The organism is Micromonospora sp. ALFpr18c (assembly GCF_008868155.1).
In the GTDB taxonomy this organism is placed as follows: Bacteria; Actinomycetota; Actinomycetes; order Mycobacteriales; family Micromonosporaceae; genus Micromonospora.
This window is the reverse complement of record NZ_WBKR01000153.1, coordinates 1-15,958: the sequence shown is the minus strand read 5'-3', so window position 1 is coordinate 15,958 and position 15,958 is coordinate 1. Positions and strand designations below refer to the sequence as shown.

The 15,958-nt window shown below is 72.9% G+C and carries 18 protein-coding genes; 11 read left to right on the top strand and 7 right to left on the bottom strand.

Annotated features, from left to right (window positions below; genetic code table 11):
- Positions 1–222: 222 nt before the first annotated feature.
- From F8271_RS23155 to F8271_RS33345, 5 genes are all read left to right on the top strand, one after another.
- Positions 223–657, top strand: coding sequence for a phage holin family protein (locus tag F8271_RS23155; RefSeq protein ID WP_151491928.1), 435 nt, complete (start codon positions 223–225; stop codon positions 655–657).
- On the top strand, positions 654–995 hold the full coding sequence (locus F8271_RS23150) for a DUF3618 domain-containing protein (RefSeq protein ID WP_151491927.1): 342 nt from the start codon (positions 654–656) through the stop codon (positions 993–995). The genes F8271_RS23155 and F8271_RS23150 overlap by 4 nt, the downstream gene beginning before the upstream one ends.
- A complete protein-coding gene (locus F8271_RS23145; protein WP_151491926.1) occupies positions 992–1,264 on the top strand; it encodes a DUF4235 domain-containing protein in 273 nt (90 codons plus the stop codon). Before F8271_RS23150 ends, F8271_RS23145 begins: the two co-directional genes overlap by 4 nt.
- Before the next feature lie 287 nt (positions 1,265–1,551).
- Positions 1,552–1,755, top strand: a complete 204-nt coding sequence (locus F8271_RS23140) for a cold-shock protein (RefSeq protein ID WP_007075740.1) — start codon at positions 1,552–1,554, stop codon at positions 1,753–1,755.
- Between the two features lie 287 nt (positions 1,756–2,042).
- Entirely contained in the window at positions 2,043–2,429 is a 387-nt protein-coding gene (locus tag F8271_RS33345; RefSeq protein WP_225854708.1) for a hypothetical protein, read from the top strand.
- On the opposite strand, the gene F8271_RS23130 is transcribed toward F8271_RS33345, so the two are convergent.
- Both F8271_RS23130 and F8271_RS23125 read right to left on the bottom strand, forming a co-directional pair.
- Entirely contained in the window at positions 2,412–2,606 is a 195-nt protein-coding gene (locus tag F8271_RS23130; RefSeq protein WP_151491925.1) for a hypothetical protein, read from the bottom strand. The genes F8271_RS33345 and F8271_RS23130 overlap by 18 nt on opposite strands.
- Before the next feature lie 4 nt (positions 2,607–2,610).
- A complete protein-coding gene (locus tag F8271_RS23125) occupies positions 2,611–3,594 on the bottom strand; it encodes an aldo/keto reductase (RefSeq protein WP_151491924.1) in 984 nt (327 codons plus the stop codon).
- An 83-nt stretch (positions 3,595–3,677) separates the two neighbouring features.
- Between F8271_RS23125 and F8271_RS23120 the strand changes: the two genes are divergently transcribed.
- Positions 3,678–4,472, top strand: coding sequence for a trans-aconitate 2-methyltransferase (locus F8271_RS23120; RefSeq protein WP_151491923.1), 795 nt, complete (start codon positions 3,678–3,680; stop codon positions 4,470–4,472).
- Positions 4,469–5,491 carry an adenosine deaminase gene (locus F8271_RS23115; protein WP_151491922.1) on the top strand — a complete coding sequence of 341 codons (1,023 nt, stop codon included), beginning with the start codon at positions 4,469–4,471 and terminating at the stop codon, positions 5,489–5,491. Before F8271_RS23120 ends, F8271_RS23115 begins: the two co-directional genes overlap by 4 nt.
- Positions 5,492–5,705: 214 nt before the next feature.
- Here F8271_RS23115 and F8271_RS23110 read toward each other — a convergent pair whose 3' ends face one another.
- Together F8271_RS23110 and F8271_RS23105 are read right to left on the bottom strand one after the other, a co-directional pair.
- Positions 5,706–7,109 carry a HAMP domain-containing sensor histidine kinase gene (locus tag F8271_RS23110; RefSeq protein WP_192580415.1) on the bottom strand — a complete coding sequence of 468 codons (1,404 nt, stop codon included), beginning with the start codon at positions 7,107–7,109 and terminating at the stop codon, positions 5,706–5,708.
- 29 nt (positions 7,110–7,138) lie between these two features.
- Positions 7,139–7,828: a response regulator transcription factor gene (locus F8271_RS23105; protein WP_151491921.1), complete on the bottom strand. Its 690-nt coding sequence runs from the start codon at positions 7,826–7,828 to the stop codon at positions 7,139–7,141.
- A gap of 73 nt (positions 7,829–7,901) precedes the next feature.
- Here F8271_RS23105 and F8271_RS23100 point away from each other — a divergent pair, with 73 nt between their 5' ends.
- A complete protein-coding gene (locus F8271_RS23100; RefSeq protein ID WP_151491920.1) occupies positions 7,902–8,822 on the top strand; it encodes an ADP-ribosylglycohydrolase family protein in 921 nt (306 codons plus the stop codon).
- Between the two features lie 164 nt (positions 8,823–8,986).
- Here F8271_RS23100 and F8271_RS23095 read toward each other — a convergent pair whose 3' ends face one another.
- Positions 8,987–9,967, bottom strand: a complete 981-nt coding sequence (locus F8271_RS23095; RefSeq protein WP_151491919.1) for a DUF1775 domain-containing protein — start codon at positions 9,965–9,967, stop codon at positions 8,987–8,989.
- Between the two features lie 189 nt (positions 9,968–10,156).
- Between F8271_RS23095 and thrS the strand changes: the two genes are divergently transcribed.
- Entirely contained in the window at positions 10,157–12,166 is a 2,010-nt protein-coding gene (thrS, locus tag F8271_RS23090; protein WP_151491918.1) for a threonine--tRNA ligase, read from the top strand.
- 1,343 nt (positions 12,167–13,509) lie between these two features.
- Here the strand turns inward: thrS and F8271_RS33340 are convergent.
- On the bottom strand, positions 13,510–13,809 hold the full coding sequence (locus tag F8271_RS33340; RefSeq protein ID WP_225854707.1) for a D-Ala-D-Ala carboxypeptidase family metallohydrolase: 300 nt from the start codon (positions 13,807–13,809) through the stop codon (positions 13,510–13,512).
- On the opposite strand from F8271_RS33340, the gene F8271_RS23080 reads away from it, so the two are divergent.
- Positions 13,808–14,320, top strand: a complete 513-nt coding sequence (locus F8271_RS23080; RefSeq protein WP_192580417.1) for an HIT domain-containing protein — start codon at positions 13,808–13,810, stop codon at positions 14,318–14,320. The two genes, F8271_RS33340 and F8271_RS23080, sit on opposite strands and share 2 nt — an antisense overlap.
- A 40-nt stretch (positions 14,321–14,360) precedes the next feature.
- Here the strand turns inward: F8271_RS23080 and F8271_RS23075 are convergent, their stop codons facing one another.
- Positions 14,361–14,843, bottom strand: coding sequence for a hypothetical protein (locus F8271_RS23075; RefSeq protein ID WP_225854706.1), 483 nt, complete (start codon positions 14,841–14,843; stop codon positions 14,361–14,363).
- 99 nt (positions 14,844–14,942) lie between these two features.
- Between F8271_RS23075 and F8271_RS23070 the strand changes: the two genes are divergently transcribed.
- Positions 14,943–15,958 (top strand): aldo/keto reductase (locus F8271_RS23070; protein WP_151491915.1); only part of this gene is annotated, 1,016 nt, incomplete at its 3' end.

Genomic DNA, 15,958 nt, shown 5'->3' with positions numbered 1-15,958 from the left:
GCCAACCTCATGATCAACCGCCCTGGTCGAGGTGGGGTGGGAGGTTTGGGCTCGCTTGGGCGGGGGATCTGCTGCCGGACATCTCTTCTCCGGTCGGGAGGTCGCCGTCGGATTGGCGGCGCGGCGACCGGACGACAGGGACGGCGAGCTGCTCGGCGCGCTTTAGGATTGACGGGCGGCGACTCCGGGCATACAGCGCGGTGATGAGGAAAGGAGGACAGCATGGCTGACGTGGCGAACGCCCGCACATCCCGCAACGGGAGCGAGCCCTCCACCGCCGAGCTGGTGCAGCGAGCCACCGAGCAGGTCTCCCGCCTGATCCGGGACGAACTGACGCTGGCCCGTGCGGAGTTGACCCAGAAGGGCAAGCACGCCGGCATCGGCATCGGCCTGTTCGGCGGCGGCGGAGCGCTGGCGTTCTTCGGCCTGGGCGCGCTGGTCGCCACGGCGATCCTGCTGCTCGACCTGGTGCTGCCCGCCTGGGCTGCCGCGCTGATCGTGGCGGTGGCCTGTTTCCTGGTCGCCGGCATCCTCGCCGTGGTGGGCAAGAAGCAGGTCAGCCGTGCGGTCCCGCCGGTCCCGGCGGCGACGGTGCGCAGCCTGCGGGCAGACGTGGACACTGTCGCTGCCGCGGTGAAGGACAGGGGTCGGGCATGACGGGCAACGGGACCGGCGACACAGAGGCGCTCCGTGAGGAGATCCGTCGTACCCGGGTGGAGTTGGGCGAGACGATGGAGGCGCTGGCCGCCAAGGCGGATGTCAAGGCGCGCCTGAAGGAGTCCGCCGGTCAGGCACGGGAGCGGGTGCGCGAGCAGGCGGCGCAGACCGTGGCCCGGGTCCGCGGGCAGGCCGTGCGCCACGCCGAGGATGTGCGGGCGCAGGCGTACGACAAGGGCGGGATGGTTCGGCGTAACCCGGTGCCGTGGGCGACGATCGCCGCCGGAGCGGTGGCCGCCGTGGTGGTGCTGATGATCGTGCGGGGGAGGCGTAGGTGAGCAAGAGCATCGGCAGGGTCGCGTACCGGCCGGTCGGCGTCCTGTTGGGCATCGCCGCGGGTACGGTGGCGGGCGCGATCTTCCGGCAGGTCTGGAAGGTGACCGCGGGCGATGGTGAGGCACCCAACGCCACTGACGAGGACCGCGGTTGGGGCGAGATCCTGGCCGCCGCGGCACTGCAGGGCGCCATCTTCGCGGTGGTCCGGGCAGCCGTGGACCGGGGCGGAGCGGTCGGCGTCCGCCGGATGACCGGCCAGTGGCCGGACTGACCAACGCATCGACATCGGCCCCCTTCCCGCATCGACGGGAAGGGGGCCTTTCGCACGGCGCAGCACGACGCCCAGCGATCTCGGGCATCCGTCAGGTCACATGTCGGAGAAATTCGTCGGAGAGGTCGTGCAGAGTTTTTGCGTACGTGATTTGCTGTCCCCGCTGTTGCGAGATGGCGTGGGTTGAGAGAAGTCTCCTTTGTGGGGCCGCCTCAGACACCGCTGCTCGGAAAACGGCCAATCGGCCGCACGGCGTGCACGGCCGCCAGTTTTAGAAGGAGATACACATGGCGCAGGGAACCGTGAAGTGGTTCAACGCTGACAAGGGCTTCGGCTTCATCACCGTCGACGGCGGGGGTGCTGACGTGTTCGTCCACTTCTCGGCCATCCAGACCAGCGGCTACCGCACGCTGGAGGAGAACCAGCGGGTGGAGTTCGAGATCGCTCAGGGTCAGAAGGGCCCGCAGGCTGAGCAGGTCCGTCCCATCTGAGTAGTGTGGCCGGCCCCCGCCGGCCAGTGGGACGATCCGGCCAGGGGTCGTTGTGCAGCCCCGCATCCCGTGAGGGATGCGGGGCTGTTCCACGTCCGCCGTCGTGCCCCGGGTAGCCAAGGTGTCCCTCGGTGCCTGTCGAGCTGCCCCGCAGGTGGGGCGGGACCGGGCGGACACGGCAGGCACCCCATCGTCGGCCGGACAGCGGACACCCCCGGCCCTCGGCCCGCTGCCCGCGTCGCCCGTGCCGAAGCGTCGCCCCGTGCCGCCTGCTGCCCGTCCTGCTCGTGCTGCTCGTGCTGCTCGTGCTGCTCGTGCTGCTCGTGCTGCTCGTGCTGCCCGTGCTGCCCGTGCTGCCCGTGCTGCCCGCGCTGCCCGTGCTGCCCGTGCTGCCCGCGCTGCCCGCGCTGCCCGCGCTGCCCGCGCTGCCCGCGCTGCCGCGTCGCCCGTGCCGAAGTATCGCAACCCCACCGCCTCCCGGCGGCGGGACCGTGCCGGCCCTGCCGCACGGGCCGCCGGTGCCCCACATCCGGGGCAGCTCGACAGGCACCGAACGAGCCCTCACCGGTCGCGCTCGCCGAGCCCGCCGGCCCAGGTCAGCCTCGACGGCGCGACGTCAGCCTCGACGGCGCGACGTCAGCCTCGACGGCGCGACGTCAGCCTCGACGGCGTGACCGCAGGCCGAGCCAGATCACCACGAACCCGGCCAGCGCCACGGCCGGGCCGAGCAGCGCCCAGAGCCGCTCGTCGGTCATCACGCTGCCGCTGACGTAGCCGAGACCCTGCACCGTCCACACCGCACCGATCACGACCGCCAGCAGGCCGAGGGTGAGCGTCAGCCAACCCCTCATCGCGTCACCACCGGTCGTGCACCTGCGGGCGGATCAGCTCGTCGTAGACCTCGCGTACCCCGGCCAGTTGCGCGGGTGTGAGCGGCGACTGGGCCGCCGTGGCGGCGTTGCGTCGCGCCTGGTCGGCGTCGCGGGCGCCGGGGATGACGACGGTGACCCCGGCCTGGTCCAGCACCCAGCGGAGGGCGAACTGCGCCATCGTGCGGTCCGCGTCGACCAGCGGCGCGAGCCGGCGCACGGCGGCCAGGCCCCGGTCGTAGTCGACGCCGGAGAACGTCTCGCCCACGTCGAACGCCGCACCGTGCCGGTTGTAGTTGCGGTGGTCGTCGGCGGGGAACTCGGTGTGCTCGTCGTAGCGGCCGGAGAGCAGGCCGCTGGCCAACGGCACCCGGGCGATGATGCCGACCCCGGCCGCCGAGGCCGCCGGCAGGACACGCTCCAGCGGCTTGTGGCGCACCGCGTTCAGAATGATCTGGACGCTGGCCACGCCCGGTCGGGCGATGGCGGTGAGCGCCTGGTCGCAGGTCTCGACGCTGACCCCGTACCCGGCGATGGCCTTCTCGGCGACGAGGGTGTCCAGGGCGTCGAAGACCTCGTCGGAGGCGAAGACGGCGGTGGGCGGGCAGTGCAGCTGGACCAGGTCCAGTGTGTCCATCCCGAGGTTGGCCCGGGACCGGTCGGTCCACTGCCGGAAGTTGGCCAGGGTGTACGCCTCCGGCCGCTGTTCGACGCGGCGGCCCATCTTGGTGGCGACGGTCAGTCCGGCGTCCGGGCGGGAGCGCAGGAAGCGGCCGATGAGCTGCTCGCTGCGGCCGTCGCCGTACACGTCGGCGGTGTCGAGGAAGGTGACTCCGGCGTCGACGGCGGCGCTGAGCACCGCCATCGCGTCGGCCTCGCTGACGGTGCCCCAGTCGGCGCCGAGCTGCCAGGCGCCCAGGCCGACCACTCCGACGGTCCGGCCGAGCCGGTTGAAGCTGCGCTGTTCCATTCCCCGAGCCTAGACATCACCTTGCCGGGCTGCCACGTGAGCCGTACCTTAAGCAAGACGAACGTACGGTTTGGGAGGCGACGATGTGGGATCCGACGACGTACCTGCGCTACGCGGACGAGCGCTCCCGACCGTTTCACGACCTGGTCGCCCGGATCCCGGCCGAACGACCCCGCAGCGTCGTCGACCTCGGCTGCGGCCCCGGCCAGCTCACCGCCACCCTCGCCGAGCGCTGGCCGGCGAGCCGGGTGATCGGCCTCGACTCCTCGCCCGAGATGATCGACCGGGCCGCCGCCCTGGACACCCCGGTCGACTTCGCCGTCGCCGACGTGCGCGACTGGCGGCCGGCCGGCGACGAGGACGTGCTGCTCACCAATGCCGTGCTCCAGTGGGTGCCCGGCCATCAGGAGCTGCTCCGCCGCTGGGCCGCCGAGCTGCCCTCCGGCGCGTGGCTCGCCATGCAGGTCCCCGGCAACTTCGACGCCCCCTCCCACCGGGCGCTGCGCGAGGTCGTCGACCTCCCCGCCTGGCGCGCCGAGCTGGCCCCGCTGCAGCGCACCGACCCGGTTGACGACCCGGCCGACTACGCCGCGCTCCTGACCGCCGCCGGCTGCTCCGTGGACGCCTGGGAAACTACCTACGTGCACCTGCTGCCGGCCCCGCCTGCCGCCGACCACCCGGTGCTGGCCTGGATGGAGGGCACCGCGCTGCGCCCGGTCCGGGCCGCGCTGGACGCCGCCGGCTGGTCGGCCTTCCGCGCCGAGCTGGGGGTACGGCTCACCGCCGCCTACCCGGTACGGCAGGGTCAGGTGTACTTCCCGTTCCGCCGCGTCTTCGTCGTCGCGCACACCGGCGACCGTGCCGAGGAGAATCTGTGACCGACCTGCCCACCTTCATCGCCGGCCTGCCCAAGGTGGAGCTGCACGTGCACCACGTCGGCTCCGCCTCGCCCCGCATCGTCGCCGAGCTGGCCGCCCGGCACGAGGGCCGCACCCCGGTGCCGGCCGACCCGGCGGCGCTCGTCGACTACTTCGAGTTCCGCGACTTCGCGCACTTCATCGAGGTCTACCTCAGCGTCGTCGACCTCATCCGCGACCCCGACGACGTCTGGATCCTCACTCACGAGGTCGCCCGGGAGCTGGCCCGCCAGCAGGTCCGGTACGCGGAGCTGACCATCACCCCGTACTCGCACGTGCGTCGGGGCATCCCCGCACCGGCGTTCTGCGAGGCGATCGAGGACGCCCGCAAGCGCGCCCTGGACGACTTCGGCATCGAGCTGCGCTGGTGCTTCGACATCCCCGGCGAGGCCGGCCTGCCGGCGGCCGAGGAGACGCTGCGCATCGCGCTGGAGGAGCGCCCGGACGGGCTGATCAGCTTCGGACTGGGCGGCCCGGAGATCGGCGTACCCCGGCCGCAGTTCCGGCCCCACTTCGACCAGGCCCGGGCGGCCGGCCTGCGCTCGGTGCCGCACGCCGGGGAGACCACCGGCCCGCAGACCGTCTGGGACGCGCTGCGCGAGCTGGGCGCCGAGCGGATCGGCCACGGCATCTCCGCCGCCCAGGATCCGGAGCTGCTCGCGTACCTCGCGGAGCGGCAGATCGGGATGGAGATCTGCCCGACCTCCAACGTGCGGACCCGGGCCGTGGCCAGCCTCGACGAGCACCCGCTGCCCCGACTCGTCGAGGCCGGCCTGCTGGTCACCATCAACTCCGACGACCCGCCGATGTTCGGCACCACCCTCAACGACGAGTACGCGGTGGCGGCCCGGCTGCTCGGCGCGGGCCCGCAGGGGCTGGCCGGGCTGGCCCGCAACGCGGTGACCGCGTCCTTCCTGGACCCGGCCGGTAAGCAGCGGATCACCGACGAGATCGACGCGTACCTCACCACCGCCGGCTGAGCGGGTCGAGGGAGCAGGGCGCGCGGCGGGAGCATGGGTGTGGGGGGACCTGTGACTCCCGCCGCGCGCGCGGCTCCACCGACCGGTGGGTGCACGGTGCGGTGGTCGGTGGAACTGGTGGGTTCGTGCGTTGATCCTGTCAGCTCGCGGCTGATCCACCTCGGTCGTTAACCGCGATCTAAGGAAGACTTGCGCCGGGGCACAGCCCGGGCGCTCAGCCGTCGGTGGGGCGCTGCCGGGGCCAGCGTCGGCCACTGGCCTTCTGCTCCCGAACGTCCCGCGCCATCCGACCCACCAGGCCGAAGCGGCTGACCTGCCGTGGTGTCGCCTCCGGGTCGGCGAGCAGCATCACCACGCTCGCCCCGCCGAGGCGGGCCCGGTCGATGCTCACCGATCCGTTGGCCTGCAACGCCACCCGTTTGGCGATGTCCAGCCCGAGCCCGGTCGAACCCTGGTCGCTGGCCCCCCGCCGCAGCGCGCGGTCCGGGTTGGCGATGCCGGGGCCGGCATCGTCGATCCGGATCGCCACGTACCCGTCGCGGCGGGACACCGCCACCTCGAACGCGGTGCCCTGCGGCGTGTAGCGGAACACGTTGCCGATCACCGCGTCCAGCGCGGCGGCCAGCTCGGCGCGCGGCACCGGCGCCGGAATACGCAGCTGCGCGCCGGTCACCCGCTGCGGCCGGTTCTGGTCACCGGCCAGGGCCGCCCAGAACACCATCCGGTCCCGGACCACCTCGCTGACGTCGCACATCGCCGGCCCGGCCTCGTGCGCCACCGCCTTGCGGGTGGTCTTGATCAGCACGTCGATCTCACCCTCCAGGGTGACGATCGCCTGCCGGATCCGCCGGATCCCGCGCCGCCGGTCCAGCTCGGCCTCGGAGAACGAACCCACGCTCGTGTCGTCGGACTCCAACGCCTCCGCGTCCAGCCGCAGCACGGTCAACGGGGTACGCAGCCGGTGCGACAGGTCGGCCACCAGCTCCCGCTCGTCGGTGCGCGCCGCGTCCAGCCGGTCGGCCATCCGGTTGAAGGCGTGCCCGGCCTCGGCCAGCTCCCGTGGGCCGGTCGGCTCCACGCGTACCCCGAGGTCGCCGTCGCCGATCGACAGGGCGGCCTTCACCAGACCACGGGTCGAGTCCACCGCACGGGCGGCGACCCGGTCGACCACCAGCACCGCCGCGCCGGCCATCGCCGCACCCACCGCGAACAACAACAGCCAGGTGCCGCCGGCACCCTCGTCCAGCGTCGAGTCGGGCACGAACACCTCGACCACCGCCGTCCGGTCACCCAGCACCACCGGGTCGAGCCGGACCACCCCGCCGTCGACGTCGGCGACCAGCGAACGCCGATCGGCGCGGGCCTGGTCCAGGTCGGTGCCGTCGGCCCGGCCGGCGGACTCGTCCAGCCCCAACCCGTGCACCACCGGCCGGGTCGGCGCGCCCTCGGCGCTGGCCACCACGGCCCGCTCGACGACCGCCGGGTCGGTGCTCACCGCCAGCGCACCGGTCACCAGCGCGCTGCGTCGGGCCGCCTCGGCGATCGCCTCCTGGCGGCTCTGCTCACGCAGGCTGAGCCCCAGGGGGATCAGGAAGGCGAGCGCGACGAGACTGCACATGCCGGCCGTGAGCAGGGCCAGCGCCGACCTCAGTCCGGCGCCACCAGCCGGAACCCGACCCCCCGCACGGTGCGCAGGTAGCGTGGCTTCGCCGCGGACTCGCCCATCTTTCGGCGCAGCCAGTACAGGTGAACGTCGATGGTCTGATCCTCGCCGACCGATGGCTGACGCCATACCTCCTCCAAGAGCTCCCGGCGGGACACTACCCGCCCGGGTCGTGCGGCGAGATACGCCAGCAGGTCGAATTCCTTGCGGGTCAGCGCCAGCGCCTCCCCGTCGAGCTGTGCGCTGCGCTCACCGACGTCCACCCGCAGACCGCCGACGACGTGCACCGCGGGCTGCACCGTACGGCTCGCCCGCCCGGCCCGCCGCAGCACGGTGGTGATCCGCGCGTCCAGGTGCGCGCCGGTGAACGGCTTCACCATGTAGTCGTCGGCGCCGGCGCGCAGCAGCTTCACCACCGACTGCTCGTCGTCACGGGCGGTGGCGATGATGATCGGCACATCGGTGATGCCGCGCAGCATCCGCAGCGCATCCGAGCCGTCCAGGTCGGGCAGACCCAGGTCCAACACCACCAGGTCGGGTGTCTCCGCGGCGACCCGGCGCAGGGCGTCCAGCGCCGTACCCACGGCGTGCACGGCGTGCCCTCGGTCGGTGAGGGACCGCAGCATCGCGCCGCGTACGACGTGATCGTCTTCGACCAGGAGCACGGAGGCCACGACAAGACCGTACTTGGCCTGGCAAGTTGATCGCGTTGCGACGTACCTGGGAAGCGGGCAAGCTGGAACGACGATGTCGTTCACCCTGTTCGTCGATGCCCGCCTGGCGCTCGCCCGGGACAGCCTCGCCGGCCTCTCCACCGGCGACGCGCTCGGCGCGCGGTACTTCCTGCCCGGCGCGCCCCCGGCCGATCTCGACGCGGACGCGCTGCCCCCGGCACCCTGGAGGTGGACCGACGACACCGAGATGGCCTGCTCGGTCCTCGCCGAGCTGGCCGAATCCGGCGGCATCGACCGGGACCGGCTGGCGCTGGCCTTCGCCGAGCGCTGCGCCCCGCAGCGGGGCTACGGCGCCGGCGCGATGATGATCCTGCGGCTGATCCGTACCGGAACGCCGTGGCCGCTGGCCGCCGCGTCCGCCTTCGACGGCCAGGGCTCGTGCGGCAACGGCGCGGCGATGCGGGTGGGCCCCCTGGGCGCCTACTTCGCCGACTCGACCGGCCGCGCCGCCGCGCAGGCCCGCGCGTCGGCCGAGGTGACCCACGCGCACCCGGAGGGAATCGCCGGCGCGGTCGCCGTGGCGGTCGCCGCCGCGCTGGCCGCCCGTGCCCGCCTCGACGGGCACCGGCCCGCCCCCGAGCGGCTGCTCGCCGGGATCGCCGCCGCGGTCGACCCGGGCACCGAGGTGCACCGCGGGGTGACCCGGGCAGCCGGACTGCTCGGCCGACCGCTGCCGCACGTGGTGGCGGCGCTCGGCAACGGCTCCCGGGTGACCGCCCAGGACACCGTCGGGTTCACCCTCTGGGTCGCCGCCACCCACCTCGACGACTATCCGGCGGCGATCCGGACGTGCGTGCGGGCCGGTGGGGACGTGGACACCACGGCCGCCATCGCGGGGGCGGTGGTGGCGGCGTACACCGGCGTCGGAACTCCGGGCGGCGTGCCCGAGTCGTGGCTGGCCGCCCGCGAGCCGCTACCCACCTGGGCCCCCTGACCGCGGCGGCCCTTGCGGCCCGGCCCTGGCGGCGGCCCGGCCCTGGCGGCTCTGACCGCAGCGGCCCTGTCCTGGCGGCGGCGCTGGGCATGATCGACTCGGGTTCCTGGACACCGGGCTGTCCGGCTGGCGGGGATGCCGCCGTTTCCAGGAACCCGAGTGGATCACCGAGCCGCCGCGGAAACGGCGGGCGCCGGGTCGGCGGGCGTCGGGTCGGCGGGGGTCGCCCGCTCGTCGGCGTTGCTGGTCACCTCGGCGGGCGTCGTGGGCTTGTGCGGGTTGACGGTCACTTCGCCCGGCGCTGTGTCCTTGGCCGGGTCACCGGTCACCTCGGCGGGCGCTGTGTCCTTGGCCGGGTCGCCGGTCACCTCGGCGAGGGCGGCGTCCTCGGCCGGGTCGCGTCGGCGCCACCGGCTGACCAGCCAGCCGATCGCCGCGCCGCCGCCCAGGCCGGCCAGCAGCCCGGCGGCGAGCATCGCGTCGGCGCTGCCGGACTCCCCGTCAGCGCCGTCCGCCTGCGCGGCACCGGCATCACCCACGGCGTCGGGCGCCGCACCGGCCGCCGGGCCGCCGTGCCCGCCGCCGTGCGCCGCCGGGCCGGGCGCACCGGCCGCCGCCGGCAGCAGGGTGAGCACCGGGGCCCGGTGCGCGCCGCCCGGGTCCGCCCAGCGGACCACGGTGCCGTCGGCGTACGTCTGGACGACCTCGAAGGTGAGCTTCTCGGCCTGCGGCAGCGGCCCCATGGACAGCGCCAGCCGGGCCGGGCCGGGCGCGCCCGCACCGACGCGGACCCAGGTCACCGCGGTGGTCACTGTGCTCACCCCGGAGGAGTGGATGCCGGCCACCGGCTTGTCCAGGGTGCGCGAGCTGATCCGGGGCGCCCAGCCGTCCACCGACATCGGGTAGACCTCGGCGACCGGCGCGTCGGCCGGCAACCGGACCTCGACCTGCGTGGTCCTCGTCCCGGCCCGCTCCTCCGGCACGTTGAACTCCAGCCGTACGGCGTCGCCCTGCCGGGCCTCGGTCGGGGTGGTCGTCACGTCCGCCGCGTACGCCGTCGCGGGCCAGAGCAGCAGCCCAGCGGCCGTCAACGCGGTCGCCGCCACGATCCGCCGCCGGCGGCCACCGCCGTACGTGCTCGCCATCTCGTGCCCCCATCCGTGTCGACGCGGCCGGCACCGGTTTCCGGCCACACCTTCTAGTTCGGCTGCGAGGCGCGAAAGGTTCAACGTCGGTCGTTGGGAAGGTGCCGTTCCCGATCGGCGGCGGGGCGACCGATAGCATCGGCAGGAGCCGAGGATCGGCACCGTTTCGTACCGCTTGGAGGAGTCACCGTGTCCGCACCCCGTACCCCCGCCGTGGCCGACCCCGTCGTCGTCGCCGCCGGGACCACGGCGGCCGACGCGGTGGCCGCGGCCGGACTGCCCGCGAACGGCCCCAAGGCGATCGTCGTGGTCCGCGACCCGCAGGGTCAGCTGCGCGACCTGGACTGGACGCCGACCGAGGAGACCGTCGTCGAGCCGGTCAGTCTGGACTCGCCCGACGGGCTCAACGTGCTGCGCCACTCCACCGCGCACGTGCTGGCGCAGGCCGTGCAGGACGTCTTCCCCGAGGCCAAGCTGGGCATCGGTCCGCCGATCGAGAACGGCTTCTACTACGACTTCGACGTCGACAAGCCGTTCCAGCCCGACGACCTGAGCAAGCTCGAGAAGCGCATGCAGGAGATCATCAAGAGCGGGCAGCGGTTCCGCCGTCGCCGTTTCGGCAGCCTGGACGAGGCGCGCGCCGAGCTGGCCGACGAGCCGTTCAAGCTGGAGTTGATCGAGGTCAAGGGCGAGGGCCTGGACACCGACGAGGTGATGGAGGTCGGCGGCGGCGAGCTGACCATCTACGACAACCTCGACGCCAAGGAGGACAAGGTCTGCTGGTCGGACCTGTGCCGTGGCCCGCACCTGCCGACCACCCGGCTGATCGGCGCGTTCAAGCTGATGCGCTCGGCCGCCGCGTACTGGCGCGGGTCGGAGAAGAACCCCCAACTGCAGCGGGTGTACGGCACCGCGTGGCCGACCCGCGACGAGCTCAAGGCGTACCTGAAGCTGTTGGAGGAGGCCGCCCGGCGCGACCACCGCAAGCTCGGTGCGGACCTGGACCTGTTCAGCTTCCCCGACGAGATCGGCTCCGGCCTGGCGGTGTTCCACCCCAAGGGCGGCATCATCCGCCGGGAGATGGAGCACTACTCGCGGCGGCGGCACGAGGAGGCGGGGTACGAGTTCGTCAACAGCCCGCACATCACCAAGGCGCAGCTGTTCCAGACCTCCGGTCATCTGCCGTACTACGCGGACACCATGTTCCCGCCCATGCAGCTGGAGGGCGCGGACTACTACCTCAAGGCCATGAACTGCCCGATGCACAACCTGATCTTCCGGGCGCGCGGGCGGTCGTACCGGGAGCTGCCGCTGCGGATGTTCGAGTTCGGCACGGTCTACCGGTACGAGAAGTCCGGCGTGGTGCACGGCCTGACCCGGGTCCGGGGCCTGACCCAGGACGACTCGCACATCTACTGCACCCGCGAGCAGATGGCCGGCGAGCTGACCACGCTGCTCAGCTTCGTGCTGGACCTGCTGCGCGACTACGGCCTGGACGACTTCTACCTGGAGCTGTCGACCCGCGACGACTCGCCCAAGTTCATCGGCGCGGACGAGGACTGGGCCGAGGCGACCGAGGCGCTGCGGACCGCCGCCGAGACCTCCGGCCTGGACCTGGTGCCCGACCCGGGCGGCGCGGCGTTCTACGGGCCGAAGATCTCCGTGCAGGCGCGCGACGCGATCGGCCGGACGTGGCAGTTGTCCACCCTCCAGGTCGACTTCAACCAGCCGGAGCGGTTCGGTCTGGAGTACCAGGCCGCCGACGGCACCCGGCAGCGACCCGTCATGATCCACCGGGCGCTGTTCGGGTCGATCGAGCGGTTCTTCGGGGTGCTCACCGAGCACTACGCGGGCGCCTTCCCGGCCTGGCTGGCGCCGGTGCAGGTGGTCGGCATCCCGATCCGCGAGGACCACACCGACTACCTGCACGGCTTCGTCGCGGCGCTGCGCGCCGAGGGCATCCGCGCGCAGGTGGACGCGGGGGACGACCGGATGCAGAAGAAGATCCGCACCGCCCAGCAGCAGAAGATCCCGTTCATGGTGATCGCCGGCGACGACGACGTGGCCGCCGGCACGGTCTCCTTCCGCTACCGCGACGGCTCCCAGCGCAACGGGGTCCCGATCGCTGAGGCGGTGACCCACGTCCTCGACGTCGTGACCACCCGGACCAACATCGGCCCCTCGGCCGCCGCGGAGTAGCGCGGAAGTGCCCGCGCGGCCCGCGGGCCGTCGCGCCCGGCAAGATCGTGCGAACCAGGAGGTGGTGGCCTCCCCGGCGCGGGAGGCCACCACCCCGTCATCGTTGCTCGAACCGGTCTTCGTCCAGTTCGCCGCTCTGGTCCACGGATCGGGCTACCAACGGGCAGCCACCCCACAGTGTTCGGACCGTACGATCCGCAGACGACGGCACGTCTGAGCCGCGGCCGGCCTGGGCGAACAACTGCCAACTCGCCAGCCACGACCGCTACGAAACTCCGTCCTACCCAGGGCCAACCCGTCGGCACCCCGCAGGGCTATCGACTGCGCCTGCGGCTTGTACCTCGGCGATCCAACGCCTGGACCTGACCCCTGAAGGATCAGCGCCGAGGAGCCGCACCATGCCCCTTGGCGTACCCGCTATCCCCCAGCTGGGGCGCGGAACTCGACGGGTACCGCCCCGAACTCTCCTGTCCAAACCCGCGCTGACCCGATTGCGGCCCCCCTCTTAGGGCGGGCGAACGCATGCCCGCAGCAGCCTGAGGCAGCGGCGGCGTCGGCGGCGGCGTCGGCGTCGGCGTCGGCGGCGGCGTCGGCGGCAGCGCCGTCCGCCCCCGCAGTGGCTGCTGCTCCTGCCGCTGCTCCTGCCGCTGCCGCTGCCGCTGCCGCTGCCGCTGCCCCGACAGCGTCTGCAGCCACTGCCACTGCGACTGCCGTGGCTGCGGCTGCGGCTGCTGCGGTTGCCGCTCCCGGTTCGGCTGCGGCGGCGGCTCTGGGTCCCACATCCGTAGCGACTGCCCCGCCGGCAGCTCCTGGAGGCTCTGGCGCAGATCCGGATCTTGGCGCGGCGGCGGCTCCGTGTACGACCGCCGCGACGTCCACTCCCACGCCGGCTCTGTCAGCGACGGCCGTCGCTGCGCCTGCGGCGGCTGCGGTTGCCGCTCCCCGTTTGGCTGCGGCGGCTCCGGGTCCCACATCCGTAGCGACTGCCCCGCCGGCAGCTCCTGGAGGCTCTGGCGCAGATCCGGATCTTGGCGCGGCGGCGGCTCCGTGTACGACCGCCGCGACGTCCACTCCCACGCCGGCTCTGTCAGCGACGGCCGTCGCTGCGCCGTCGCCGACCGCGGCAAGTCCGTCCGCGGGACGGCGGGCTGCGATTCGGAAAATTTCTTTTCGGGCACTACAACTCCTCGGCGAATAGTCATCGCGACTACGGATGCTGCTGATGAGGCATACAGCAATACAACGAGAGGGCTCTTCCGTAGGTTCACGGTCAGAGCCGAGGAACTGCCCGAAGCCGTGGTTGCGGGCCTGCTGGGCCAGCCGGCGCAACGATGGGGATCCGATCAGGTCCACGCGGCGCCGTGCAGGTGCCGGCTGTTCGACGCCCCGCCGACTGCGCTGCTGCAGGCGTAGCTGCGGAAGCTGCTGCTGATCGTGATGGGAACGTCGCCGCAGGCGTGCCGCGAGGAAACGTGCCGAGCCGTCGGATCATGTCGCCGTCCACCGCAATTTTCGTGGTCCACCAGCAATCCATCAACACGTGTAGCTAGGAGTTTCCCGACGGCGGAGTCGCGGCCCGCCCGGGCGGCTCCGTAGGATCGGCTCGTGACTGGGGCACATCGGGACACGGACAGCGGTGGCATGGCCGACGGCCTGGAGCGGCTCTGGACGCCGCACCGGATGACCTACATCTCCGGGGAGGACCGGCCCGAGGGCGGCTACGAGAAGCCCACCGGCTGCCCGTTCTGCCTCGCTCCGGGCCTGCCTCCGGAGGAGAGCCTCGTGGTGGCCCGCGGCGAGCACGTGTTCGTGGTGCTCAACCTCTACCCGTACAACCCGGGCCACCTGCTCGTCTGCCCGTACCGCCACGTGGCCGACTACACCGACCTGGACGTGCCGGAGACCATCGAACTGGCCTCGTGCACCCAGAACGCCATGCGGGTGATCCGCAAGGTGAGCAACGCGCACGGCTTCAACCTGGGCATGAACCAGGGTGGAGTCGCCGGCGCAGGCATCGCCGCGCACCTGCACCAGCACGTCGTGCCTCGCTGGGGCGGCGACGCGAACTTCATGCCGGTGATCGGCCGCACCAAGGTCCTGCCGCAGCTCCTGCACGACACCCGCGACCTGCTCGCCCGCGCCTGGCCGTCCTGACCCGCGGGCCCGGCCCGCGCGGCGTCCGCGCCGGTCGGCGTCAGTCGGCGAGCAGCAGCGGGGTCAGCTCCGGCCAGCTCTCCACCCGGTGTACGCGCGGAAGCACCGCGGCGTACGTGGCGACCTGCGCCGGACGGGGCCGGAACAGGTAGCGGTGCGGTACCGATTCGAGGTAGCCGAGCACCTCCAACTTGTCGTCCACGAAGTGGGTCAAGCCGAGTCGCCGGGCGATCGGCGCCTTGTCCGGCCGGGTGCGGCAGAAGTGCACCCGCTCGACCGGGATGCCGGTGCGGGCCGCGAAGTCGTGGTGGGCGAGCCACTTCCTGGTCCGCTGTTCGGTGGCCTCGCCGCACTTCGAGACCAGGTGCACCTCGTCGAAGGCCGGACCGAGCGCCGCGAGCGCGTCGAACGCGCCGTCGACGGCTGGCGTGCGCAGGTAGTGCGCGCCGAAGAAGGACGTGTCGGCGTCCTCGTCGGCCGGCTCGATGATCACGCCGCCGATGTCCACACCCAGCCGTCGCATGCCGCCGATCATGCCGCACCGTGACCGCCCACGGGCACCCGCGTTTCCGCCCCCGGGAGTTGCTACGCCCCAACCCCGTGAAGGTGGCACGATCGGCCGATGGCAGTCACGACACGGACGTTGGGGCGCAGCGGCATCGAGGTCAGCGCCCTCGGCATGGGGTGCTGGGCGATCGGTGGCCCCTGGGCGGAGGGGACCCAGCCGCTCGGGTGGGGCGCGGTCGACGACGACGAGTCGGTACGGGCCGTACGCCGAGCGCTCGACATGGGCGTGACCCTGTTCGACACCGCCGACACGTACGGTGCCGGGCACGGCGAGCGGGTGCTCGGCCGTGCCCTCGCCGGCCGCCGAGCCGAGGCCGTGATCGCCACCAAGTGGGGGTACACGTTCGACGAGGCGAGCCGCCAGGCCACCGGGGAGGACGCGTCACCCGCGTACCTGCGGCGCGCCGTGTCCAACTCGCTGCGCCGGCTGGACACCGACCACATCGACCTCTACCAGCTGCACCTCGCCGACCTGTCGGTCCCCCGGGCGGAAGCGCTGGTCGGCACCTGCGAGGACCTGATCACCGAGGGCCTCATCCGGGCGTACGGCTGGAGCACCGACCGCCCCGACCGGGCCACCGCGTTCGGGCACGGCGCGACCGGCGCCACCGCCGTGCAGCACACCCTGTCGGTGCTCCGCGACGCCCCCGACCTGCTCGCGGTCTGCGACAAGTACGACCTGGCCAGCATCAACCGGGGGCCACTCGGGATGGGCCTGCTCACCGGCAAGTACACGGCCGCGTCGACGCTTCCCCGAGACGACGTACGCGGGCTGGCGCCGGGCTGGCTGGAGTGGTTCCGTGGTGGCCGACCGGCACCCGAGTGGCTGCGCCGCGTCGGCGCGGTCCGCGCCGCGCTCACCGCCGACGGGCGCACCCTCGCCCAGGGAGCGTTGGGCTGGATCTGGGCCCGCAGCGGGCGCACCATCCCGATCCCGGGCTGCCGTACCGTCGCCCAGGTCGAGGAGAACGCCGCCGCTCTTCACCGCGGCCCGCTGCCGGCGGACCAGTTCGTCGAGGTGGAACGTCAACTCGCCGCCCTGCGCACCGCCGCCCTGCGCGACGCCGACCG

Coding starts and splice junctions, on each gene's coding strand:
- F8271_RS23155 (WP_151491928.1), top strand. CDS start 223: ATGGCTGACGTGGCGAACGCCCGCACATCCCGCAACGGGAGCGAGCCC.
- F8271_RS23150 (WP_151491927.1), top strand. CDS start 654: ATGACGGGCAACGGGACCGGCGACACAGAGGCGCTCCGTGAGGAGATC.
- F8271_RS23140 (WP_007075740.1), top strand. CDS start 1,552: ATGGCGCAGGGAACCGTGAAGTGGTTCAACGCTGACAAGGGCTTCGGC.
- F8271_RS23130 (WP_151491925.1), bottom strand. CDS start 2,606: ATGAGGGGTTGGCTGACGCTCACCCTCGGCCTGCTGGCGGTCGTGATC.
- F8271_RS23125 (WP_151491924.1), bottom strand. CDS start 3,594: ATGGAACAGCGCAGCTTCAACCGGCTCGGCCGGACCGTCGGAGTGGTC.
- F8271_RS23120 (WP_151491923.1), top strand. CDS start 3,678: ATGTGGGATCCGACGACGTACCTGCGCTACGCGGACGAGCGCTCCCGA.
- F8271_RS23110 (WP_192580415.1), bottom strand. CDS start 7,109: ATGTGCAGTCTCGTCGCGCTCGCCTTCCTGATCCCCCTGGGGCTCAGC.
- F8271_RS23100 (WP_151491920.1), top strand. CDS start 7,902: ATGTCGTTCACCCTGTTCGTCGATGCCCGCCTGGCGCTCGCCCGGGAC.
- F8271_RS23095 (WP_151491919.1), bottom strand. CDS start 9,967: ATGGCGAGCACGTACGGCGGTGGCCGCCGGCGGCGGATCGTGGCGGCG.
- F8271_RS23080 (WP_192580417.1), top strand. CDS start 13,808: ATGGCCGACGGCCTGGAGCGGCTCTGGACGCCGCACCGGATGACCTAC.
- F8271_RS33340 (WP_225854707.1), bottom strand. CDS start 13,809: ATGCCACCGCTGTCCGTGTCCCGATGTGCCCCAGTCACGAGCCGATCC.
- F8271_RS23075 (WP_225854706.1), bottom strand. CDS start 14,843: ATGCGACGGCTGGGTGTGGACATCGGCGGCGTGATCATCGAGCCGGCC.